The following is a 23,003-nucleotide window of genomic DNA, read 5'->3' on the forward strand; positions in this document are numbered from 1 at the left end:
GGGCTACAGTCGCCCTCATGATGCAGCGGCGGGAGGAAGAGCAGTATCGGTCGCGGGTCCGCGGATGCCTGCTGGGTGGAGCGATCGGCGACGCACTCGGCGGGCCGGTGGAGTTCACCGACGGACGCGCGATTCTCGCCGAACACCCCGGCGGGCTCCGGACTTTCCTTGCTGGCGGCAACAACTGGCCGCCGGGAACGGTGACCACGACACCCAGATGACGCTGTTCGCGGTCGAAGGGCTGATCCGGGCCGGCGTCCGGACCGACCGCGGGCTGGGACTGACCGTCGCCGTCACCCAGCACGCCTTCGACCGGTGGCTGGACACGCAACTGCTGCCAGGGCCGAGCGGCAAGCGGGACGGCTGGCTGCAGGCTGAGCAGTGGCTGTACGCGCGGCGTGCTCCGGGCAACACCTGCTTGACCGCACTCACCGAAGCGCGGAAGGGCGGCGACGCCATCCCTCAGTTCGGCGCCCAGGCGGCCAACGACTCCAAGGGCTGCGGTGGAGTGATGCGCTCCGCGCCCTTCGGCCTGCTGCCGTACGAGAACAATGCGGACTGGGTCTTCGACGCCGCGGCCGAGTCGGCCGGCTACACGCACGGACACCCGACCGGAAAGCTCGCGAGCGGAGCGTTCGCCGTACTGGTTCATCACATCGTCCAGGGTGCCGACCTCGACGCGGCGCTGGACGCGACCCAGCGGATCCTCAAGGACAAGGAACACCACGAGGAGACCACCGCGGCGCTGACCAAGGCCCGCGAACTCGCCGCGAGCGCCGCACCAGGTCTGGAGACGGTCGAGCGCCTCGGCGGCGGCTGGATCGCCGAGGAAGCCCTCGCGATCGGCGTGTACGCCGCCCTCGCGCGTCCCGAGCCCGGCCAGTTCCTCGACGCGCTCGCCCTGGCGGTCACCCACTCCGGCGACAGCGACTCGACCGGCGCGATCTGCGGCAACATCCTCGGCGCGCTGCACGGCGAGACCGCGTTGCCGGCCGAGCTCGTGTTCGCCGTCGAGGGCCGCGGCGTGATCTTGCAACTGGCCGACGATCTGGTGCTCGAGTTCACCCGCGGCAAGCACCTGCACGGCGAGTACGGCCCCGAGACCGCGTGGCGCAATCGCTACCTAGGCTGGTGAAAGGCCGAGGCGTCCGGCCCGTCCCCCGAGGATCAGGCCCGGCGCCCCGGCCGGCCCACCGGTTCGGTGGGGCCGGGACAGCTTCTCATTCAGCGGGTTCGATGGAAAGCCGGTGGCGGAAGATGTTGCCGGGGTCCCAGGTCTTCCTGATCCGCCGCAGTCGCGGATAGTTGCCGAGGTAGTACAACGTGTGCCACGGCACGCCCGACGTGTTCTGCTCCGGGTCGGCCAGGTCGCCGTCGGGGTAGTTGATGTACGAGCCCGCGTTGATCGCGTTCGGCGCCGGCACACCGCCGGTGTCGCGGTAGATGTCGCGGTACGTCGTGCGCAACCACTCCAGGTGCACGGCGTCCTGGGCGGGGTCCTGCCAACTGGCCGCCATCACCATCTTCATCATCACGTCGCGCTGGGCGGTCGCGGTCGCGTCCGGCGCGACGGTGTTCACCTGACCGCCGTACGGGACGAACAACAGGCTGGTCTCCGGTCCCTGGTACGACGCGTCGGTCAGGTGCCGGTAGATCGTCTCGAGCTGTGTGTCGGTGTAGCCCTTGCGCAGGTAGCCGGCCTTGTACTTGCCGCGGGTCGGCGACACGGCCTCCGCGATCGACCGTTCCATCGTCCTGTGCAGGAACGGCCCCTCCCCCTGGTCGATCAGCTGCGGCGCGGGCGAGACCCCGGCGACGATCGCGGCGTTGAAGTCCTTCAGCAGTTGCGCCGCGTTCGGGACGCCGGCGTCGAGCTGCGTCGACAGCAGGAAGCCACCGGCCGACTTGTGGGTCAGGATGAACGGGCTGTACAGCGTCGCGTACGGCGAACCCGGCGCGTTGTGGCGCTCGTAGAAGTCGAAGAAGTTGCGCAGCGTGCGCAGGAAACCGGGTTTGGTGACCGTGTTCCAGTCGTAGACCGTGACCGTGGACAGCAACGAAGCAGGGGCCTTCGGCAACAATTTGGCCGGGTCCGCGCCGCGGGCGCCGGCACTGCGCAGCAGGTACCGGGTGACCACGCCGAAGTTGCCGCCGCCTCCACCGGTGTGCGCCCACCACAGGTCCCGGTGCTCGTTGTCGCGGGTCGCCAGCACGAGGCGCGCCCGGCGGCGGGCGTCCACGACGACCACCTCCACGCCGTACAGGTGATCGACGACCGAGCCGTACCGGCGCGAGAGCGGCCCGTACCCGCCGCCGCTGAAGTGACCGCCGACGCCGACGCCGAGGCAGCCACCGCCGGGCACGGTCACGCCCCAGCCGTAGAACAGCGCCTTGTAGACGGTTTCGAGCGTCGCGCCGGCGCCGACGGAGAAGGCACGCTGGCGCTCGTCGAAGGTGACCTCGTCGTACTGCGACAGGTCGAGCAGCACCTCGACGTCGCTGTGGTCGACGAAGTCCTCGAAGCAGTGGCCGCCGCCGCGGATCGCGATGCGTTTGTTCGCCCGGACCGCTTCCTGGACGGCGTCGACGGCGTCGCGCGGCGAACGGATCACCCGGGCGTAGTCGGGGGCGGCGACGAAGCGGCGGTTGGTGCCGCGCTGGACGAGATCCTGGTACCGGACGTCGTCGGGCAGGATCTTCTCGGCGGCAGGACCGCGGTCCACGGCGCTGGAAGCGCCGGCGGTCGAAGCAGTGGCGGGGACGGCGAGCAGGGCGGCGCTGCCTGCGAGCAGGCCGCGACGACTGAGGTTCGGCACGACGGACTCCTTGGTCGGGAGGTTCGACCGTAGAGGGCGCGAGCCGCTCGCGGCATCAACCGGACGGCGGATCCTGGCGGTCCACCGTCAGTCGTGCGGAGCCGGATTTCAGCCCAGGTACAGGCGTTCCAGCGGTCCGCCGAACAGCACTCCGAGCACCGCGCCGGCCAGCATGAACGGCCCGAACGGGAACATCTCCTTGCGCCGGAAGACCTTCGCCGCGGTCAGCACGATGCCGAGCACCGCGCCGAGGAAGAACCCGCCGTACAGGCCGGTGACGAACTCGCCCCACCCGAGCCAGCCGAGCGCCACCGCGAGCAGCCCCGACAATCGCACGTCGCCGAACCCGACCCCGCGCGGAAACACGAACCACAGCAGGTAGAACACGCCGAACCCGATCAGCCCCGCGATCGCGGCCCGCCGCAGCGACCCCCACTCCCCCGTCACCGCCGCCGCGCCGACCAGCGCGACCGCCACCACGCCGTACGTCGGCCAGATGATCGCGGACGGCAGGTACCGCGTCCGGGCATCGATGTAACCGAGCACGGCGCCCGACACCGCGAGCGCGATCCACGCCGGCAGCCCGGCCGAGAACCCGATCCGCCAGCCGACCACCCCGCCCGCGACTGCGGCGAGCACGGCACACCAGATCGCGGCCCGCGGCGTCGCCAACTCGGCGTACCGGGGCTTGGTCTGTCCTTCCTCCAGGATCGGCTCGGGAATCCTGCGCAGCAGCCAGGGCCCGAGCACGTACGCCGCCGGCGCGCACACGACCATCGCGACGACTCCGGCGATCAGATCTGGCACGATGCCGCAGCCTAGACGATCGGGGCCCGGCCGCGAGCCGCCCCTGTGGACAACTCAGCGCACCCGGCGAGCGACCACCGCGGCACCGCCGCCCAGGAGCAGCAGACCTCCGACAACGACACCGAGAGTGCTCCACAAACTCTCGTTCTGGGTCACGTACGTCGTCCGCTGGAAGCCGTCGTCGGTGGCCGAGCGGGTGAACGTGTAGTCGCTGGTGATCCGGCCCGGCTCGGTGAAGTACGACGAGTAGGCGGTCAGGAAGTTCGTCGGCGCGGCCAGCTGCTCGGCCTGCGCGCCGTCGACCCGGCCGGCGTACAGCAGCTCCGGCGGGAGCGACGCGTCGGGCACGGTCGACGCATCCACCCGGTACGGCGCCGCGACGTACACGGTGACCGCCTGGCTCGTGGTGGCGCCCTTGCTCAGTCGCATCGGGTAGACGATGCGCTTGGACGCGAAGCGCAGCTTCAGCGGCGGTGTCTCTCCGCCCAGCGTCCCGTCGGTCGCCTTGGGCGCCAGCTTCACCGCGACGATCTCCCACTTCTCCACCAGGTACGGCGTGAGGTTGGCCGCCAGCGTGTCCGGTACGGCGTACCCGTTGGTCCGCAGCCATCCGGTCACCCCGGCCGCGTCCGAGCCGCCGAGCCGCACGACCTGGAACGGCCCCAGCACCATCTGCTCGCGGACGTCGACCGCGGCCCCCGGTGCCGCTCCGGCGGTGTCGCCGCTCCCACGTCCGAAGAGCCCGGTGTCCCGGAACGGCCAGTACGTCTTCTTCACCACGACCTTGGGCCGCGTGAGCCGCCCGAGCTCGTCGAAGGTCGCGGGATCGCCGAGGGTCACCTGGGCCGCGGCCGGCACCGGCATGATCCAGGCCGCCTTCTTCGACGTGCCGCGGATCGCCATCGACAGCACGATCTCCTCGGTCGTGCCGTCGAAGCGGACCAGCGCGTTCTCACCGGTGGCCCGGGCCCGTGACTCCTCGTCGGCGAGATATCCGCCGCAGGCGCAGGCCCAGGCCGGTGAGATCCCGATCGACACCAGACCCAGGGCGAGGATGCCCGCCACCGCTCGCCATGTCCTCATGGCGCAGACAGTACTCAGGCAAAGGTGTACGGCGCGTGAAAGAAGTTGGTCGGGTCGTACTTCAGCTTGACCGCGTGCAAGCGGGACAGGCTGCTGCCGTAGTACGAGTTGTTGGAGCGGCCGGCTTCCAGATAGTTCACGTAGCCGCCGGCGGAGAACCTGGTGACGGCGTGGTGGCCATTGGTGACGAAGGACTGAGCCGCGCGCAGCTGTGCGGTGGTCGGGTGCGACGGCAGTCCGGAGTACCACTGGATGACGCCGAGCGCGGAGCGCCACGGCCAGGCCGAACCGCCCGCCGGCTGCTTCGCCGCCTGCCCACCCAGCGGGTCGAGGATCGCCGACGCCGCCACCTTCGCGCGGGCGGCCGTCCGCACCGCGCCGAGCAGGCCGTTGATCGTCGCGGCGTCCATCGGGCCACGCAGTACGTCGGAGCCGGCCAGCCAGCCCTGGCGCGGGCTCGTCGTCCCGCCGCCGAGATAGTGCACCGCCTCCATGTGGGTCTTCACCGAGATCGAGCGCGTCGAGCCCCTGGCCCCGACGAACGATTCCAGCTGCGCGGCCGCGGCCGTCGCCGAACCGGTCGTCGAGACGCCGACCACGTGGATCGACAGTCCGCCGGAGCTCGTCCCGGTGACGTGCAGGTTCGCCCACGCGGTCGAGGGCGCTTCCTTCGCGAACCGCTGCCAGCCCCGCACGACGGCGGCCGCCTTCGACTCCGGCCAGGTCAGCCGGAAGAAGCCGAGCCTGCCCGCGCCGATCGTCGCCAGCCGGAACGACGTGACGATGCCCAGGTTGCCGCCGCCTCCACCGCGCAGCGCCCAGTACAGGTCCGCGTTCTGCGTCGGGCTCGCTGTCCGGACCACACCGTCGGCGGTGACCACTTGCAGCGACAGCACCCGGTCGCTGGTCAGCCCGTACGTCCGGGTGTGGATGCCCATCCCGCCGCCGAGCGCCAGGCCCGCGATGCCGACCGTCGGGCAGGTCCCGGTCGGCAGCGACCGGGCGAACTTGTCGAGGTAGGCGTGCACGTCGTACAGCCGCGCGCCGGCGCCGATCTGGATCGCGTTGCTCGCGTAGGTGAGGCCGCGCAACGGGCCGACGTCGACCATCAGGCCGCCGGCGATCGCCGACGCTCCGACGTAGGAGTGACCGCCGCCCTTCGGGACGCAGACCAGCTTGTTCTTGCGGGCGAACAGGATCGCCTGCCGGACGTCCTCGACGCTGCCGGCCCGGACGACAGCGGCCGGCTGGATCGAGTCGAAGCGCGGGTTGAACAGCTGGTGCGCGGCGGCGTACCCGGTCTGGCCGGGGCGGAACAGCGTGCCTTTGAGCGCGCGATCGAGAGCGGCCCAGTCCGGGGCGGCCGTCGCCGCGTGCACTGCTTCCGCACCGGCGGTGGCGGCCACCGCACCGGCGGCGAGCAGACCACCGGCCTTCAGCAGGCTACGACGGTTCCAGAGATCCTCACTGTGGCTCACGTTCGTCGAGCTCCTCACGCGCGGCGGCCCTCATGGCCGCCAGCGGCGCGGGCGACCTACCTGTCATCATCTCCACCTGCAAGGTGGCCTGATGCACGAGCAGGTCAAGACCGTTCAACAGCTCTGTACCGATCCGGTGCGCCACGAGCGCCAGCTGCGTCGGCCACGGGTGGTACGCCACGTCGAACACCACCGGCGCGACGGCGGCGAAGTGCTCGGCGTACGGGTCGACCGCACCACCGGGCAGCGTCGACACGCACAGGTCGAAGCCACCGATCTGCTCGACCTGCCCGAAGTCCGTCACCGAGGTCTTCAGGTCGAGCGCGGCCGCCAGGTCCAGCAGCCGCTCGGCCTTCGCGATGTCGCGCACGACCAGCGTCACCTCGCTGACCTTCAGCCCGGCGCGCAACGCCGCGAGGGTGGACGCCGCAGTCGCACCGCCGCCGAGGATCACAGCCGTGTCGGCGCCGGTGATCCCGCGTTCGGCGAAGGCCGCGACCAGTCCCGGTACGTCGGTGTTGTGGGCCGAGCGCGAGCCGTCGGGTTCGAACAGCATCGTGTTCGCCGCGCCGATCAGCTCGGCGACCGGGTCGACGGTGTCGGCCAGCTCCAGAGCGACCCGCTTCAGCGGCATGGTCAGCGACAGCCCGCGCACGTCGTCGCCGAGTGTGGCGAGGAACCCGCGCAGTTCGTCCTCGCCGACCTCGAACGCGTCGTACCGCCAGTCCAGCCCGAGCTCGGCGTACGCGGCCCGGTGCATCGCCGGCGACAGCGAGTGCGCGATCGGACTGCCGAGGACCGCACAGCGGGTCATGACAACCGCTCTCGCGATGACCAGATCACCAAGGTTTTGGGGCCTCCCGGTCTGGACTGAGGAGTGTAGGGAGCGAAGCGACCGAAGCGACGAGGGAAGACCGGGAGACAAAGCCCCAAAACCCGCCGAGCCGGAGGCGAGGCCAAACTAACACCGCCCCTTGTGGGCCTGGCACCAGGCCTGCAGCTTGCGCACGTTCGCCTGGTGCTCCTCGGCCGTCGCCGCGAACGCCGTCTCGCCGGTGTCCAGGTTGACCAGTGTGAAGTACAGCCACGGACCCGGCGTCGCGTTCAGCGCCGCCCGCAGGGTGTCCTTGCCAGGTGAGTTGATCGGCGTGGGCGGCAGATCGCGGTACATGTAGGTGTTGTACGGCGAGTCGTAGTTGCGCTCCTCGTCGCTGGTGAACACCCCACCGCTGCGGCCGGTGACGTAGTGCACGGTCGAGTCCATCTGCAGCTTCATGTTGCGCTGCAGCCGGTTGTAGATCACCCGGGCGACCTTGCCGTAGTCCTCGGGCCGGTTGGTCTCCGCGGCGATGATGCTGGCCACGATCACCGCCTGGTACGGGTCGAGCTTCTTGCGCTGCGCGGTCTGCGGCAGCTTCAGCTCGGCCTGGGTCTTGGCGAACTGCGCGGTCATCAGCCGCAGGATCGAGTACGCCGTGGCGTTCTTCGGGACGTCGTACGTGCCCGGGTAGAGGAAGCCCTCCGGGTTGTTGTTCGCGTACGACGGCAGCCCGAGCGACCACGGCTTGGCCAGCGCGGCGGCGACCGAACCCGGCGGGAGCTTGACCGTCTTGTTCTCCTGCAGCTTCTGGGCGACCTGCTCCTTGGTCCAGCCGGAGTTCACCCCGATCCGGGTGACCCGGATCGACTTGGCCGGATCGAGCATCAGCGCCAGCGCGGCCTTGGCCGACATCTTCTTGCGCAGCGTGAACGTCGCGGCCTGGATCTGCACGCTGCGCGGGTCCTCGCGGGCGGCCCGCTCGAAGGCGCGGGCCGACTTCACCACGTCCTTCTTCTCCAGCGTGTCCGCGATCGCCTGCGCGCTCTGGCCCTTGGTCACCTCGACCTGCACCGAGCCGGTGCCCTCGCCCTCGTAGTCGGGCGCGGCGAACATCTGCTCCAGGTAGTCACGGCCCTTGCCGAAGCCGAACATCAGTCCGCCGATCAGGCCGGCCACCACCAGTAGCGACACGAGACCCGCGAAGCACCCGAAACCGCGCCGGGCCCGCTGCTTGCGCCGGTTCGCCCGCCGCTCGGTCCGGCTCTCCGGGCGCAGGCCGAGATCGACGTCGAGGTCGTCGGTCTCGTCGAGATCGCCGTGCGTAGAGGTCCTGCTCATCGTTCGACCACCGCTGCTCCGTTCACAGGGGCCTCCCGGGTGGGTTGCCGGTCTCCCGCTCGAAGTCGAGCGCGTGTTGCAGAATCACGACCGCCGCGGCCTGGTCGACCACGGCCCGCCGCTTGGCGCCCTTCTTACCCCGTTCGCGCAGCATGCGTTCGGCGGTGACGGTGGTGAACCGCTCGTCCACCATCCGCACCGTCGTACGCACCTGTTCCACTCCGTCCGTCGCGTCCGGGTTGTCCTGACCGGCCACCAGTTTCTGGCGCAGCAGCTCGGTGGTCTCCCGGATCTTGACCGCCGCCGGACCTTCACCCCCGTTCAACGAACGAGGCAGCCCGACGACGACCTCGAACGCCTCGAGATCGTGTACGAGCGTAACGATTCGGTCAAGGTCCCCGGGCCCACGCCGTACGGTCTCCACCGGCGTGGCCAGGATCCCGTGCGGGTCGGAACTGGCCACGCCGATCCGGGCGTCGCCGATGTCGAGCGCGACCCGCACCCCCCGGCGCATCAGTCTGCCTCCGCCGGGGGGCGTGCGGATCCGGTCATCACAGTCAGCCCGTGACCAGCTGGCCGACGGCGTGCTCGACCGCGGACAGCGCCTTGTCGGCACCGGCCGGGTCGGTCCCGCCGCCCTGGGCGACGTCGTCCTTGCCGCCACCGCGGCCACCGAGCTGCTCGGCGGCGATCCGGACCAGGTCGCCGGCCTTCAGCCGCCACTCGCGCGCGGTCTCGTTCAGCGCGACGACCACGCTCGGCTTGCCGTCGTTCACGCCGACCAGCGTGACCACGGCCGGCTTGTCGGCCGGCATCCGGCCACGGACGTCCAGCGCCAGCTTGCGCAGGTCGCCACCGCCGACGCCGTCCGGCGCGCGGTGCCCGACGAAGGCGACGCCGAAGACGTCCTTCGGGTTGCTCGCCAGCTCACCGGCCGCCGCCAGCACCTGGCTCGCGCGGATCTTCTCCAGCTCCTTCTCGGCCGTCCGCAGCCGCTCGGCCAGGTCGGCGACCTTGGCCGGGAGCTCTTCCGGACGGGTTTTCAGGTTCTCGCTCAGCAGGCGGATCAGCGCCCGCTCACGGCCGAGGTAGTGCAGCGCCTCCATGCCGACGAACGCCTCGATCCGGCGCACGCCCGCGCCGACCGACGACTCGCCGGTCACGGTCAGCGCACCGACCTGCGAGGAGTGCTTGACGTGCGTGCCACCGCAGAGCTCGCGCGACCAAGGACCACCGATCTCGACGACCCGGACCTGCTCGTCGTACGTCTCGCCGAACAGCGCCAGCGCGCCCCACTCGCGGGCCTCGGGCAGCGTCATGTACTGCGCCGACACCGGCAGGTCCTGCCGGACGGCGAGGTTCGCGACCTCTTCGATCTCCGACCGGGTGGCCTGGTCCAGCGCCGACGACCAGGCGAAGTCGAGCCGCAGGTAACCGGGCTTGTTGTACGAACCGCTCTGCAGCGCGTTCGGGCCGAGCACCTGACGCAGCGCGGCGTGCACGACGTGCGTGCCGGAGTGCGCCTGGCAGGCCTGGATCCGCCACTCGTGGTCGACCTGCGCGTGCACGTCGAGCCCGGGCTGGACCACACCCTCGAGCACCTCGACACGGTGCACGATCAGGCCCTTCACCGGCCGCTGCACGTCGAGCACCTTGAGCTTCACGCCGTCGGCGACGATCAGGCCCTCGTCCGCGATCTGGCCACCGGACTCGGCGTAGAACGGGGTCTTCTCCAGCACGACCTCGACGGTCTCGCCCTGCTCGGCGGCGGTGGCCACCGCGCCGTCGCGCAGCAGCCCGCGCACCTGCGAGTCGGTCGCCAGCTCGCTGTAGCCGGTGAACTCGGTGGCGCCCTTCTCCCGCAGCTCGCGGTAGCCCGAGGTGTCCGCGTGGCCGGCCTTCTTCGCCCGGGCGTCGGCCTTGGCCCGCTCGCGCTGTTCCTTCATCAGCGAGCGGAAGCCCTCGGTGTCGACCTGCAGGCCCTGCTCGGCGGCCATCTCGACGGTCAGGTCGATCGGGAAGCCGTAGGTGTCGTGCAGCTGGAACGCCTTCGCGCCCTCGAGCTGGTGCGCGCCGCCGGCCTTGGTGTCGCGGACCGCGAGGTCGAAGATGCTGGTCCCGGCGGTGAGGGTACGGCGGAACGCCTCCTCCTCGGCGTACGCGACCTGGCTGATCCGGCCGAAGTCGGACTCCAGCTCGGGGTAGGACTTCTTCATCTGCTGCAGGCTCACCGGCAGCAGCTCGACCAGGCTCGGGTCCTCGTAGCCGAGCAGGCGCATCGAGCGGATCGCGCGGCGCAGCAGCCGGCGCAGCACGTAGCCGCCCTGCTCGTTGCCCGGGGTGACCCCGTCGCCGATCAGCATCAGCGCGCTGCGGACGTGGTCGGCCACGACCCGGAACCGGACGTCGTCGACGTGCTCGGCGCCGTACTTGCGGCCGCTCAGCTCCGAGGCCCGCTCGATCACCGGGAAGATCTCGTCGATCTCGTACATGTTGTCGACGCCCTGCAGCAGGTACGCGACCCGCTCCAGCCCGAGGCCGGTGTCGATGTTCTTCTTCGGCAGCTCACCGAGGATCGGGTAGCCGTCCTTGCCGCCGCCCTCGCCGCGGATGTTCTGCATGAAGACCAGGTTCCAGAACTCCAGGTAGCGGTCGCCAGCCTCCCAGTCCCGGTCGGCGCCGAACTGCGGGCCGCGGTCGATCAGGATCTCCGAGCACGGGCCGCACGGGCCGGGAATGCCCATCGACCAGAAGTTGTCCTTCATGCCGAGCCGGACGATCCGGTCGTCGGGCAGCCCGGCGACCCGCTTCCAGATGTCGATCGCCTCGTCGTCCTCGTAGTACACCGAGGCGTACAGGACCGACTCGTCGAAGCCGTAGCCGCCCTCGCTCTGCGGCTTGGTGACCAGCTCCCAGGCGAACCGGACGGCGTCTTCCTTGAAGTAGTCGCCGAAGGAGAAGTTGCCGTTCATCTGGAAGAACGTGCCGTGCCGGGTGGTCTTGCCGACCTCGTCGATGTCGAGGGTGCGGACACACTTCTGCACGCTGGTGGCGCGCGCGTACGGCGGGGTCTGCTGACCGACGAAGTACGGCACGAACTGGGCCATGCCGGCCACGTTGAACAACAGGTTCGGGTCCGGCGACGGCAGCGGCGCGCTCGGCACCACGGTGTGACCGCGCTCTTCGAAGAAGCTCAGGAACCGCCGGCGAATCTCACTGGTTTCCATGGGTGTTACCGGTAGTCCTCACGCTGTGTCGAGTCGTTCTGGTGTGCTGCCGCGGTGTCGATGCCGAGCGCGTCGCGCAGCTCGGTCTCCCGCTCGGCCATGCCGGCCCGGACCTCGTCACCGAAGTGCCGGATCGCACTGGCCACCTTCTCGGCCGACTGCTGCAGGCTCTCCGGCGCGAGCACCTGGGCCCGCTTCTTCAGCCGGGTCACCGCGTAGACGCCGACGGCGGTGCCGATCACGAACCACAGGATCCGCCTGATCACAGGTCACCTCGCTTGCGCGCCTTGCGGTCGGCCTTCATCTCGTCCTTCACCCGGCGGGCCACGTCCTTGCGCTGGCTGTCGCCGAGCGCCTTGCGTACGCCGTACGTGAACGCCGCCGCCTTCACCAGTGGACCACCGGCGGTCGCCGCGAACAACGACGCCAGGGCCGCGGCGTTGGTGGTCACGGTGGTCGCGTTGTCGGTGATGGTGTCCACCTTGGCCAGCTGCGCGTTGGTCGTCGCCACGGTCTCGGTGACCTCGCCGAGCAACGGAACGCTGGAGTCGGAGACGCCCTTGACCATGATCCGGGTCTCGTCCAGCACCCTGCCCAGCTTCAGGATCGGATAGGCCAGCAGGCCCACCAGGATGAGCAGCGCGCAGGCCGCTATCAGCCCCGCGACTTCACCGACGCTCATGGGAAACGATCCACCTTCCGTTGCGACCACGTGGACCGCCCGACCTTATCGCGCGCCCCTACCGCACTCCGCTTCAGGACACCATCCCCCAGATCACAGTCGCTCACCAACTCGGCGCGACCGGGTGCGGGGCCTGGAAAGCGGCCGGATGCCCGGCCAGGAAGTCAGCCTTGTCGAGCGGTGTGGACCCGCTGCTTCGAATTCGGAACAGGTACGCTGACGAGGTGGCGGACCAGGCGCTCGATCCCCAGCAGCTGGCGACGTACTTCGTGCTCACCGAAGCGGTCAGCCTGCTGCAGCACCAGGTCGAGCAGCAGCTGCGTGCCGAGGGCGATTTGAGCTACGTGCAGTTCCAGCTCCTGGCCCGCTTGGCTCATGGGCCCGGGCGACTGACGATGACCCAGTTGGCCGACGGCGTCGTCTACAGCCGCAGCGGGCTCACCTATCAGGCCGGGCTCCTCGAGAAGGCCGGCCTGATCACTCGCGAGCCCTCCCCCGACGACGAACGCGCGACGCTGGTGACGATCACCGACCGCGGGCGTTCTCTGGTCGAGCGCGTGCTGCCGGGGCACGTCGACGTCGTGCGGGGCTTGCTGTTCGACTCGCTGGACGGCGACGATTTGCGGCAGCTCAGCGAGATCATGACGCGGGCCCGGGACCACATGCGGGCGCTGCCACCGCGCTCCGCGGCGCCGCGCAAACGCCGCTGATCAGTTCGTCGTTGGTCTCCGAGGTGTGGTCAGTCGAAGCTCACGGTGAGGGTCTGAACTTCACCGGTGCGCGACCAGGTGATCCGCATCGTCCCGGTCGCATCCGACGCCCAGGCGAATCGCGCGGTCGTGGCCGCCGGACCATCGTCGGCGCTGTCGATGAGGTGCATGGTCGCGGTCGGTGGGTTGCCGCGGTAGCCCTCGGCGATCGCGGCCCGGCCGTGGAAGGGACCGACCAGCACCCCGTCGAACGTCATCGTCGCGTCGACGGCTAACCGCTCGGCGAAGGCGTCCCACTCCCCGGAACCGACCGCGCGGTTGAACGCCTCGACATGCTCGTCGATCCGGTTCATCGGCGACCTGCCCGGCGTACGTCGTGACAGGTGCTCGCGCCGGGCCGGTTCCCGGTACGACGACGGTGCCGCATCGGCCCGGTCACTTGCGGTCGCGGAGGATCTTGCGGATCGCGGCGACGCGGTCGGCGTACGCGGCCTCGCCGCCCCGGCGGGTGGGTTTGTAGTAGTCGACCCGGTCGACCACGTCCGGTGCGTACTGCTGGGGAACGACACCGCGCGGATCGTTGTGTGAGTACTGGTAGGACGCGCCGTGGCCGATCTTCTTCGCGCCGGCGTAGTGGGCGTCGCGCAGGTGCGGCGGGACCGGGCCGACCTTGCCGGCCTTCACGTCGGCGATGGCGGCGTCGATCGCGGTGATCACGGCGTTCGACTTCGGCGCCAGGGCGAGCGCGACAACCGCCTGGGCCAGGTTGATCCGGGCTTCCGGCATCCCGATCAGCTGGACGGCGTCGGCCGCCGCGATCGCGACGCCGAGCGCGGTCGGGTCGCCCATGCCGATGTCCTCGCTCGCCGAGATCACCAGCCGCCGCGCGATGAACCGCGGGTCCTCACCGGCCTCGACCATGCGCGCCAGGTAGTGCATCGCCGCGTCGACGTCCGAGCCGCGGATCGACTTGATCATCGCCGAGGTGACGTCGTAGTGCTGGTCGCCGGCCCGGTCGTACCGGACCGCGGCGCGGTCGACGGCGGTCTCCAGCGTCTTCAGATCGATGAGGATCGCGCGGGGCCGCGTCGACGCCTCGCCGTCGGCGGTCGCGTCGTCGGCGGTCGCGTTGGCGGCTCCGCGGTCGGTGTCGTCGGCGGGCTGCTCCGCGGCGGCCTTCGCCTTCGCGCCCCCTGCGGCGGCCTCCAGATAGGTGAGCGCCCGGCGCGCGTCGCCGCCCGCCATCCGCAGCAAGTGGTCCTTCGCGTCGGCGGCCAGCTCGAACTCGCCGTTCAGGCCTCGCTCGTCGGTCAGCGCCCGATCCAGCAGTACGGCGATGTCGTCGTCGGTCAGCGACTCCAGCGTCAGCAGCAGCGAGCGCGACAGCAGCGGCGAGATCACCGAGAAGAACGGGTTCTCCGTGGTGGCGGCGACCAGCGTGACCCAGCGGTTCTCGACGCCCGGCAGCAGCGCGTCCTGCTGAGCCTTCGTGAACCGGTGGACCTCGTCGATGAACAGCACGGTCTCGACCGCGCCACCCGGCCGGGACAACTCCCGCCGCGCGGCGTCGATCACCTGCCGTACGTCCTTCACCCCGGCGGTCACCGCCGACAGCTCCACGAACTTGCGGTTCGTCTGGTGCGACACGACCGCCGCGATCGTCGTCTTGCCCGTCCCCGGCGGCCCCCACAGCAGTAGCGACATCGGTTGGTCGCCCTCGACCAACCGGCGCAACGGCGATCCGGGGGCCAGCAGATGCTGCTGCCCGACCAGTTCGTCCAGACTGCGCGGCCGCATCCGCACCGCCAGCGGCGCCGAGCTGTGATCGACGTCCGCCAGGCTCCCACCCCCACGCGCGGGAGCAGGAGCACCAGGAAGATCGAACAGGCCTTCGGTCACCCGACGAGCCTACCTACGCCCACCGACACCCCGCGCCCACGGGCAGCACCCAGGACTCCGGACGCCCACCGACAACCTCGGACAGCACATTGCCTGTCCCCGGTCCCCACTTCCTGTCCCCCGGTCCCCACTTCCTGTCAGCGGTCCCCGATCCTGTTCCGGGACGGGCACCCGTTCCCGTCCCGGGACGGCGGGCTACTTCTTCGGCTTGTCGTCGTCCTCGTCGGCGTCGCGCAACTCCTCCGGGAGCTCGTCGGCGAGGTCTTCGTCGTCCAGGTCGCGCAGTTCCTCGGGCAGTTCGTCCTCGGCCAGTTCGACCGGGGTGTCGTCCTCGACGGTGACGAGTTCGTCGCCCTTGACGGCGTTGCGCAGGCGGCCGAGGATCCGGTCGGCCTCGGTGCCGAAGGGGTTGTCGTTGACCAGGTAGGTCCAGGTCGCGGTCGGCCGCGGAACGCCGGACTTCTCCTCGTCCAGCCCGCCGTCGCCGATCTCGGCGGTCGCCAGCGTCTCGGCCGCGTCCTCCCAGGCGCCGTCGACGAGCGTCTTGAACGACTCGATCGCGAGCTTGTTGAACTCGTCGATCGGCTTCTGGTGCACGATGCCGCCGGCCAGCGACCGCAGGTGGATGCCCTCGCGCAGGTCAGCGAGATACGCGACGTGATCGGTCCAGCGCCGGTCGAAGTGGTGCAGGGCGATCCGCCGGGCGGCGTCCTTCACGACGTCCTCGCCGTGCTCCTCGACCAGCTCGTCGTACCGCTCCTTGGCCGCGTCGGCGAGCTTCTCCGCCGCCAAGTCCTCGGTCAGGATCTTCTCGCGGGTGTCCAGTACGATCGCGCGCTGCTGCTCCGTCAGCCGGCTGTACGACCAGGTGGTCCGCAGCAGCTCGGCGTTCGCACCGTCGGCGACCCGCTGCGCATGCTCCAGTACGCCGATCGCCTTGCGGTCCGTGAGTCGCCCTTCCTTGTCCGGCGACGGCCGCAGTCCACTGGTGATCGAGTACCGGGTGACCAGCTCGTCGCCCAGGCTCGCGAAGAACAGCGACCCGCCCGGGTCACCCTGGCGTCCGGCACGACCCCGCAGTTGGTCGTCCAGCCGCCGCGAGGCGTGCAGGCCGGTCCCGATCACGTACAGACCGCCCAGTTCCGCGGCCCGCTCCCGCCCGTTCGACCCGTCGCGCCCACCGAGCCGGATGTCCGTGCCGCGGCCGGCCATCTGCGTCGAGACCGTCACGGTCTCCGGCACACCGGCCTCGGCGACGATCGAGGCTTCCTCGGCGTCGTTCTTCGCGTTCAGTACGACGTGCGGCACCCCGGCCGTCTCGAGCCGGTCGCTGAGCTGCTCGGACTCCTCCACGCTGTGCGTGCCGACCAGGATCGGCCGCCCGGTCTCGTGGACCTCCTTGATGTGCGCGACCAGCGCCTGGTTCTTCTGCTCGACGGTCAGGTACAGCCGGTCCGGCTCGTCGATCCGGATGTTCGGCTTGTTCGGCGGCACGACCGCCACCTCGACGTCGTAGAACTCCTGCAACTGCTCGCCGACGACGACCGCCGTACCGGTCATGCCGCACAGCGTCGGGTAGCGCTTGATCAGCGCCTGCACGGTGATGCTGTCCAGCACCTCACCGCTCTCGCTGACCGGCACCGCCTCCTTCGCCTCGACGGCGGCCTGCAGCCCGTCGGGCCAGCGCTGCAGCTTGGCGATCCGGCCGCGGCTGTTGTTGATCAGGTTGACCTTGCCGTCGCGGACCAGGTAGTCGACGTCCTTGCGCAGCAGCACCTCGGCGTGCAGCGCGACGTTGACCTGGGTCATCTTGTCCAGGTTCGCGTCGTCGTACAGGTCGATGCCGCCGAGCAGCTCCTCGACGGTGTCGGTGCCCTTGTCGGTCAGCGCGACCGACCGCCCGTCGCCGTCGATCTCGTAGTCCACGCCGGCCCGCAGCGTGCGGACCAGCTGGACGATGTCGTCGTCGAGCTCCTCGGACCGGGTCGCGCCGGCCAGCACCAGAGGCACCCGGGCCTCGTCGATCAGCACCGAGTCGGCCTCGTCGACCAGCGCCACGTCCGGCGCCGCGGACACCCGGTCCGCCACGTCGGCGACCAGCCGGTCCCGCAGGACGTCGAACCCGACCTCGCTCACCGGCGCGTAACAGACCTCCGCCTGGTACGCCGCCCGCCGCTCCTCCGGCGTCGAGGCCTGCCCGACGTGGCTCACCGTGACGCCGAGCAGCTTGTACAGCGGCTCCATCCACTCCGCGTCGCGCTGGGCCAGGTAGTCGTTGACCGCGAGCACATGCACCTTGCGCCCACCGATCGCGTAGCCCGCGGCGGCGAACGCGCCGGCCAGGGTCTTGCCCTCACCGGTCGCCATCTCGACCACCCGGCCGCGCAGCAGCGCCAGCGCACCGACGATCTGGCCGTCGAAGGCCCGCTCGCCGAGCGCACGCTCACCGGCCTCGCGGGCCAGTGCCAGGAACTCGATCAGGCCGTCCTCGTCCAGCCCGCCCTCGGTCCGCAGCTCGGCGACGACCTCGGTCAGCTCCTCGTCGGTGAGCGAGGTGGACGACTCGCCCGCCTCACCGACCGCGGCGGTCAGCTTCTCGTACGGGCCGAGGTCGATCGAGCCGGGGCGCTGCAGAAGCCGGCGGAAGCGCGAGGTGAGTTTCAGAGCCATGATCTCCGCAACGTACAACGTGACCCGGTCGTTCCGTACGGCGGCCCGCGTGTTACCGCGCGCGATCGCCCGATCGCCGCCGACCGGTCACGGGGTCCACGTGTACGGCGTGGTGGTGGTGACCGCGTGCAGGCCCAGTTTCTGCAGGATCGGGCTGGAGTCCGGCGAGGCGTCGACCCGCAGGTACTCGTAACCGCGTTCCTTGGCGATCCGCGCGCGGTGCACCAGCATCGCCGAGTACAGCCCACGCCGCCGCCACTCGGGCAGCGTCCCGCCACCCCACAAGCTGGCGAATCCCGTCCCCGGGTGGAACCGGATCCAGCCCGACGTCAGTACCGGCCCGGCCGGATCCAGCGCGTTCTCCACCACGCTGACCACCAACCGGTCGGGGAACATCCGCGCCTCGCCGGCCAACTGCTCCTCGATCCGCTCGAACCCGTTGTGCCACAAGGTGTCGGTCAGGACGGCGATCCGGTGGAAGTCGGCCGCCTCCTCGACGTCGCGGATCACGACCTTCGACGGCAGCGCGAGCGGCCGCTGCAGGATCGTCTCGACGTCGCCGAGGATCAGCGTCTCCGGGCCCTCGGCGACGAACCCGTGCCGGACCAGCCGCTCACCCAGGTCGGCCGGTTCGTCGTACGCGTAGGTCTTCCACTCGAAGGCCAGTCCCCGCTCGCGGAAGAACGCGAGCTCGCGCTCGATCACCGCGTCCGGGTCGGCGCCCAGGCCACGCGGCGTCTCGACGAACCCGCCACCACCCGGCCCCTCGGCGTACGAGCGGTGGACCAGGCCGTCGTGCTCGACCTTCCACCCCGGGATGGTGTCGGCGTCCGGCAATCGGATCCGGCGGTGGAACACGTCGAGCAGCTCTTCGGAGGTTTTCATCACCGGCCATCCTCCCCCGCGCGGCGACAACCGTCATCCCTATTAGGGCGTCGACTCAGTGGGCACCACAAGAGCATCGGAAGGGAGAACGAGCATGACCATGTTCAGCACCGTTCGGCACCCTGTCCGCACTGTCGTCGGCACCGGCCTGACCGCGTTCGCGGTCAGGCCGCGCTGCCCACCGGAGCCGCTGCCGCATCGACGGCCGGCCACGCGCCCGGCCAGTCCGCGAGCCGCCCGGCGGCGGACTGTCCGAGCGGCTGGGGATCCTTGCCCGAAGCAACCAAGACGCTGCGGCCGGCGACCGTGGAGAACATCCGGACCGGCCGGCACGCGTGCTTCGACCGCCTCGTGGTCGACCTGGCCGGTCCGGCCACGGCGTACCAGGTCCGCTACGTGCCGGTCGTCGAGCACGAGGGCTCCGGCGCCCCGGTCCCGGCTCGCGGTGGCGCGAAGCTCCGGATCGACGTCGAGGCACCCGCCTACGACGACGCCGGGCGCCCGACGTACCCGCTGAAGAACCGGAACGAGGTGTCGGACGTGCGTGGTTTCGACACCTTCCGCCAAGTGGCCTGGGGCGGCAGCTTCGAGGGCCGGACGACCCTGGCGCTCGGCGTCCGGGCTCGGCTGCCGTTCCAGACCCGGCTGCTGGCGGGGCCGGGCACCACCCATCGCCTGGTCGTCGACGTCGCGCACCATTGGTAATTACATATCAGCGCGCTCGCCGTGATCGAATGACGGCATGGAGAGCGCGCCGAGACCGCAGTCCGACGTCGAGAGCGGGCGAAGGTGATGGCGGCTCCGGTCGTCTCGGCGCCGATGAGCTCCCGTACGGCGGCCGGTGCGGTCTTCGTGTTGTTCGGCGTCAATGGCGCGCTGATCGGCGGGGTCGGTGGCACGCTGCCGGCGATGCGCGACCGGCTGGGCGTCAGCGCGTCGGGGTTGTCCCTGCTGCTGTTCTGCCTGGCGGTCTCCGCGGTGCTGTCGATGCAGATCGGCGGGCGGCTGGCTGACCGGATCGGCGCGCGACCGGTCGCGCTGGTCACCCTTGGACTGCTCACCGCGGGCGTCGGCACGCTCGCCGTGACGTCGTCGTTGGCCTGGGCCGTCGTCGGCATGGTGCTGGCCGGGCTCGGCAATGGCGCGATGGACGTGGCGATGAACTCGCTCGGCGTCGAGATCGAGCAGGCCCGGCCGAAGCCGATCATGAGCCGGTTCCACGCGTTCTGGAGCCTGGGCAACCTGACCGCGGCCGGGATCGTCGTCCTGGTCGGCCGGCTGTTCGATCGCCCCGGCGGCGGCAACGTCGGTCCTGCGCTCGGCACGCTCACCGTGCTGGGGCTGGCCGGTGTCGTGGTCGCGTACCGGATCGTTCCGGCCGGGCGCCGGATCGAGCACACCAAGGACGGCGTGCGGACCGCGATCCCCAAGCTGGCTTGGGCGCTCGGCCTGATGGCGTTCTGCTTCGGCCTCGCCGAGGGCACGGCGGTCGACTGGTCGTCGGTGCACGTCACCGATGTCGCCCGGATCGATCCGTCGACCGGCGCGCTCGGCCTGGTCGCGGTCAGTGGGTTCATGGTCGTCGTCCGGCTGCTCGGCGACCAGGTCGTCGCCCGCTTCGGCCGCCGCGCTGTCGTCCGGGTCGGCGGCGTGACGGCCGTCGCAGGCTACCTCGTCACGGTGTTCACCGACTCGCTCCCCCCGCTGCTGGCGGGCTGGGCGCTGGTCGGCCTGGGACTCGGCCTGGTCGCGCCGCAGGTGTACGCCGTCGCGGGCCACGTCGGCGGCGGCCGCATGCTCGCGATCGTCGTCACCTTCGGCTACGCCGCCTTCCTGGTCGGCCCGGCGATCATCGGCCAACTGGTCGAGCGTGTCGGCATCCAGCAGGCGATGTTCCTCCCGTTGGCGCTGTCGGCCGTCCTGGTCACGATCTCCGCCGTCCTCCCCCGGACCGACCCCTGACGCTGCCCCCTTCGTGCACCGCTCAGCCGCCGAACCGCGGTTCCCTCGGCTGAACGGTGCACAAAGTCGCCTCCACGAGATCGGGTCAGAGGGCTCGGTTCAGCGCGTCGAAGAAGACGTTGCCGAGGACCAGCTCGTACGGCGCGGTGAGCAGCTCGGCGAGTTGTGCGACGTCCGTCGGGGTCCACGACCACGCGTTGATCGCGCCGGCGACGAACAGCGGGGCGTCGCCGGTCCAGCTCTTGGTGTGCTGGTCGAGCGCCGCCTTGTACTCGGCGGCCTTGCCGGGCGGGGAGAAGTTGCCGATCACCGGCAGGCCGCCCCGGCGTACCAGCAGGTCGCCCTTCTCCCAGGACTGGATGATGCCGCGCAGCTGCGTGTGCTCGGCGTAGCCCCGGCCGATCGTCTCCGAGAACGGCACCCAGGCGTCGTTCTCGCGGTGGTTGTAGGCGTAGACCAGGTCCATCCCGGTACGGCGTAAGTAGGTGCCGGACAGCTGGAAATACGCGTCCAGCTGCTCCGCCGGCCAGGCGCCGGGATAGGTGTAGCCCGCTCCGGACGGGCCGCAGATCAGCAGATCGTTTTTCGTCGCGGTGCGCTGGTAGTGACTGAGGATGCCGGGACCGATGTCGGCGAGCAGCGGGCTGACGGTCCAGTTGACCGGAGCGTCGCCGCGGCGAGGGTCGTCCCACAGATCGCGCATGTGCCGCTGGCAGTACTGCACGTTGTCGCCCTCGCCGAAGGTCAGCGTCAGGTAGATCTTCTTCTTCGGCGTGATCGGCGTGAACCGGCGGACCTTGCCCGAGATCGGCGCCGCGACGCCGGAGTGCACGGTGCCGTTCATGTAGAAGTCGGCGGGCAGCACCTCGGACCCGCCCTGGGCGGCCAGGTCGACGCCGCTCCACTCCCCCGCGACGTCGTTCGCGAACCAGCCGGCGTACGGCGTGGTCGGGCCGACAGCGGCGAAGTGTTCCTTCAGCAGTTCGCCGGTCGGGCCGTTCGGCGGCAGCCAGCTGACCAGGGCCTTGGTCGCGACGACGTAGTCGCGGAAGTACGGGAAGGGCTCGATCCGGGTCGGCGCGGTGTCGGTGGCGGTGACCAGGTACTGGTTCCACATCTCGACCGTGACGGTCAGCGAGGTGGTCCCGGCCGGCGGGGTGAACTTGTAGATGAAGTAGCCGCCGCCGTCCGCGAAACGGTTGCCTGCGGCACCGATCGAGGAGTTGACCCCGTCGAACAGGTACGGCGCCTCCGCGGGCGTGCCGGGCTGGAAGGTGGCCAGCGTCGTCCCGTTCGCCTTCGCCGTGAGGGACAGGATCGACGGTCCCCAGCCGTCGTCGCCGAACGAATCCTGGAACCGGACGTAGACGGCGTCCTGGCCGAGCGCGGGTGAGACGTCGAGCGTGTACGTGCCGCGGTTGGACTCGTCGCGGATCTGCCGGGTCTCGCGGGCGATCTCGTGCCAGGTCACGTTCTCGGCCTGCACGACCATGGTCGGCGGCAGACCGGCGAGCAACTGGTGCGAGCAGCGCGGGAAGAGGTGCTCGAGCTGCCAGCGATAGGTCTTCACCCGGTCGTCGTCGAAGAGCCCGCGCAAATCCTTCACCACGCGCAGGCCGTGCGCCTTGGCCTGGGCGGCGTCCGCGACGACGGCGTTCTCCAGCCCGGCCAGCGTGGTCGCGACGTTGAGCGAGTCCGGAACCTCCGGGTCGTGCAGGATCGCGCCGCGGATCCGGTGCCTGTACTTGGCCACCAGGTCGAGCGGATCGGCGTACCGGGTGGTCGGTACGCCGGTGTTGCGCAGCCAGCGGGCATCGACACCGTCGGCGCCGCCTGGCGAGTAGAGGAAGTAGAGCTCGGGGCGACTCCGGTTCACCAAGCCCTGGAGCGTGGTGAGCAGGGTCTGGTCGCCGCCGCTCAGTTTGCTGACATCGCCGTAGTGCAGGTGCTGCGGACGCGCGAAGGCCGGCAGCAACCGCCGGGCCCCGTTGCCTTGTGCAGCGCTCACCAGACCGCTGCCCACTTGCCCGGCCGCGGCGGCCGGTCCGGTCTGAAACCAGCCCAGACCCCCTGCCGCCACCGCGCCGCTGCCCGCCAGGAACGTTCGTCTCGAGACCATCGTGACCACTCCCCTGTCGCTGACATCGCTGTCAAATGCGGGCGAGACTAACAACGCCGATCAGAGCTGTGAAGAGCTCGGACAACGTTGTCGGTGAGCAGTTTGGAATCGTTTCCGTTCGCTGCGGCGGCGGCCGGGTGATCACCAGGCTTCGTCGAGGATCCGGCCGGCTTCGGACCGGCTGAGTCCGGCGCGACGGGCGGCCCGGGCGAAGGTCTCGGCCGCCGCCCGCGCCTGCTCGTCGTCCACCTGGCTGCGCGAGGCGAGCACGAACGTCCCGTTCCGCCCCTCGGTGCGCACCAGCCGGTCCGCCTCGAGTTCCTTGTACGCCCGAGCCACCGTGTTCGCCGCCAGCCCGAGGTCGACCGCGAGCTGCCGCACGGTCGGCAAGCGCGTCCCCTGGGCCAGCTCTCCGCTCCGGATCAGCTGCTCGATCTGGTTCTTCACCTGCTCGTACGGCGGCTCGGAGCCGGCCGGATCCACCGAGATGTCCACCCGGCCGATCCA

General features: G+C 70.4%; 20 protein-coding genes and 1 pseudogene. 5 read left to right on the forward strand and 16 right to left on the reverse strand.

Annotated elements, in window-relative coordinates; translation table 11 throughout:
- Positions 1 to 20 precede the first annotated feature (20 nt).
- A pseudogene (locus tag ACQPXM_RS25965) lies at positions 21 to 86 on the forward strand (hypothetical protein); the annotation flags it as partial.
- Positions 65 to 1,135, forward strand: coding sequence for an ADP-ribosylglycohydrolase family protein (locus ACQPXM_RS25970; protein WP_432937857.1), 1,071 nt, complete (start codon positions 65 to 67; stop codon positions 1,133 to 1,135). The pseudogene ACQPXM_RS25965 and the gene ACQPXM_RS25970, both read left to right, overlap by 22 nt.
- Positions 1,136 to 1,220: 85 nt before the next feature.
- Here the strand turns inward: ACQPXM_RS25970 and ACQPXM_RS25975 are convergent, their stop codons facing one another.
- The 10 genes from ACQPXM_RS25975 to ACQPXM_RS26020 form a co-directional block, all read right to left on the reverse strand.
- Entirely contained in the window at positions 1,221 to 2,816 is a 1,596-nt protein-coding gene (locus ACQPXM_RS25975) for an FAD-binding protein (RefSeq protein WP_432937860.1), read from the reverse strand.
- Positions 2,817 to 2,924: 108 nt separating this feature from the next.
- Positions 2,925 to 3,623 (reverse strand): prepilin peptidase, encoded by a 699-nt coding sequence (locus ACQPXM_RS25980; protein ID WP_432937861.1) that lies wholly within the window; start codon positions 3,621 to 3,623, stop codon positions 2,925 to 2,927.
- 54 nt (positions 3,624 to 3,677) lie between these two features.
- On the reverse strand, positions 3,678 to 4,706 hold the full coding sequence (locus ACQPXM_RS25985) for a DUF2330 domain-containing protein (protein WP_432937862.1): 1,029 nt from the start codon (positions 4,704 to 4,706) through the stop codon (positions 3,678 to 3,680).
- 14 nt (positions 4,707 to 4,720) lie between these two features.
- On the reverse strand, positions 4,721 to 6,184 hold the full coding sequence (locus tag ACQPXM_RS25990; RefSeq protein ID WP_432937864.1) for an FAD-binding protein: 1,464 nt from the start codon (positions 6,182 to 6,184) through the stop codon (positions 4,721 to 4,723).
- Complete coding sequence (locus ACQPXM_RS25995) at positions 6,171 to 6,998, reverse strand: shikimate dehydrogenase (RefSeq protein ID WP_432937867.1); 828 nt, start codon at positions 6,996 to 6,998, stop codon at positions 6,171 to 6,173. Before ACQPXM_RS25995 ends, ACQPXM_RS25990 begins: the two co-directional genes overlap by 14 nt.
- A 147-nt stretch (positions 6,999 to 7,145) precedes the next feature.
- Positions 7,146 to 8,342: an endolytic transglycosylase MltG gene (mltG, locus tag ACQPXM_RS26000; protein WP_432937869.1), complete on the reverse strand. Its 1,197-nt coding sequence runs from the start codon at positions 8,340 to 8,342 to the stop codon at positions 7,146 to 7,148.
- 22 nt (positions 8,343 to 8,364) lie between these two features.
- Positions 8,365 to 8,856 carry a Holliday junction resolvase RuvX gene (gene ruvX, locus ACQPXM_RS26005; protein WP_432937872.1) on the reverse strand — a complete coding sequence of 164 codons (492 nt, stop codon included), beginning with the start codon at positions 8,854 to 8,856 and terminating at the stop codon, positions 8,365 to 8,367.
- A 43-nt stretch (positions 8,857 to 8,899) separates the two neighbouring features.
- Positions 8,900 to 11,569, reverse strand: a complete 2,670-nt coding sequence (alaS, locus tag ACQPXM_RS26010; protein ID WP_432937875.1) for an alanine--tRNA ligase — start codon at positions 11,567 to 11,569, stop codon at positions 8,900 to 8,902.
- A 5-nt stretch (positions 11,570 to 11,574) separates the two neighbouring features.
- Positions 11,575 to 11,835 carry a DUF6167 family protein gene (locus ACQPXM_RS26015; RefSeq protein ID WP_432937878.1) on the reverse strand — a complete coding sequence of 87 codons (261 nt, stop codon included), beginning with the start codon at positions 11,833 to 11,835 and terminating at the stop codon, positions 11,575 to 11,577.
- Entirely contained in the window at positions 11,832 to 12,251 is a 420-nt protein-coding gene (locus ACQPXM_RS26020; RefSeq protein ID WP_432937880.1) for a DUF948 domain-containing protein, read from the reverse strand. Before ACQPXM_RS26020 ends, ACQPXM_RS26015 begins: the two co-directional genes overlap by 4 nt.
- Positions 12,252 to 12,475: 224 nt before the next feature.
- Here ACQPXM_RS26020 and ACQPXM_RS26025 point away from each other — a divergent pair, with 224 nt between their 5' ends.
- Positions 12,476 to 12,961 carry a MarR family winged helix-turn-helix transcriptional regulator gene (locus ACQPXM_RS26025; protein WP_432937882.1) on the forward strand — a complete coding sequence of 162 codons (486 nt, stop codon included), beginning with the start codon at positions 12,476 to 12,478 and terminating at the stop codon, positions 12,959 to 12,961.
- A gap of 29 nt (positions 12,962 to 12,990) precedes the next feature.
- On the opposite strand, the gene ACQPXM_RS26030 is transcribed toward ACQPXM_RS26025, so the two are convergent.
- From ACQPXM_RS26030 to ACQPXM_RS26045, 4 genes are all read right to left on the reverse strand, one after another.
- Positions 12,991 to 13,314 (reverse strand): nuclear transport factor 2 family protein, encoded by a 324-nt coding sequence (locus ACQPXM_RS26030; protein WP_432937885.1) that lies wholly within the window; start codon positions 13,312 to 13,314, stop codon positions 12,991 to 12,993.
- 82 nt (positions 13,315 to 13,396) lie between these two features.
- Positions 13,397 to 14,860 (reverse strand): replication-associated recombination protein A, encoded by a 1,464-nt coding sequence (locus tag ACQPXM_RS26035; protein ID WP_432937888.1) that lies wholly within the window; start codon positions 14,858 to 14,860, stop codon positions 13,397 to 13,399.
- A gap of 195 nt (positions 14,861 to 15,055) precedes the next feature.
- Positions 15,056 to 17,530 (reverse strand): accessory Sec system translocase SecA2, encoded by a 2,475-nt coding sequence (gene secA2 / locus ACQPXM_RS26040; RefSeq protein WP_432937891.1) that lies wholly within the window; start codon positions 17,528 to 17,530, stop codon positions 15,056 to 15,058.
- 87 nt (positions 17,531 to 17,617) lie between these two features.
- A complete protein-coding gene (locus ACQPXM_RS26045) occupies positions 17,618 to 18,415 on the reverse strand; it encodes a GNAT family N-acetyltransferase (protein ID WP_432937893.1) in 798 nt (265 codons plus the stop codon).
- A 270-nt stretch (positions 18,416 to 18,685) separates the two neighbouring features.
- Between ACQPXM_RS26045 and ACQPXM_RS26050 the strand changes: the two genes are divergently transcribed.
- Both ACQPXM_RS26050 and ACQPXM_RS26055 read left to right on the forward strand, forming a co-directional pair.
- Complete coding sequence (locus tag ACQPXM_RS26050; protein WP_432937895.1) at positions 18,686 to 19,120, forward strand: AMIN-like domain-containing (lipo)protein; 435 nt, start codon at positions 18,686 to 18,688, stop codon at positions 19,118 to 19,120.
- A gap of 87 nt (positions 19,121 to 19,207) precedes the next feature.
- The gene (locus ACQPXM_RS26055; RefSeq protein WP_432937898.1) at positions 19,208 to 20,377 is read left to right on the forward strand and encodes an MFS transporter; all 1,170 of its coding nucleotides are present in this window, start codon (positions 19,208 to 19,210) and stop codon (positions 20,375 to 20,377) included.
- Positions 20,378 to 20,462: 85 nt separating this feature from the next.
- Here the strand turns inward: ACQPXM_RS26055 and ACQPXM_RS26060 are convergent, their stop codons facing one another.
- On the reverse strand, positions 20,463 to 22,496 hold the full coding sequence (locus tag ACQPXM_RS26060) for a GxGYxYP domain-containing protein (protein ID WP_432937901.1): 2,034 nt from the start codon (positions 22,494 to 22,496) through the stop codon (positions 20,463 to 20,465).
- Between the two features lie 141 nt (positions 22,497 to 22,637).
- Positions 22,638 to 22,991 carry a GntR family transcriptional regulator gene (locus ACQPXM_RS26065; RefSeq protein WP_432937904.1) on the reverse strand — a complete coding sequence of 118 codons (354 nt, stop codon included), beginning with the start codon at positions 22,989 to 22,991 and terminating at the stop codon, positions 22,638 to 22,640.
- Positions 22,992 to 23,003: the final 12 nt, after the last annotated feature.

Source organism: Kribbella sp. CA-253562 (genome assembly GCF_050942265.1).
GTDB lineage: Bacteria > Actinomycetota > Actinomycetes > Propionibacteriales > Kribbellaceae > Kribbella.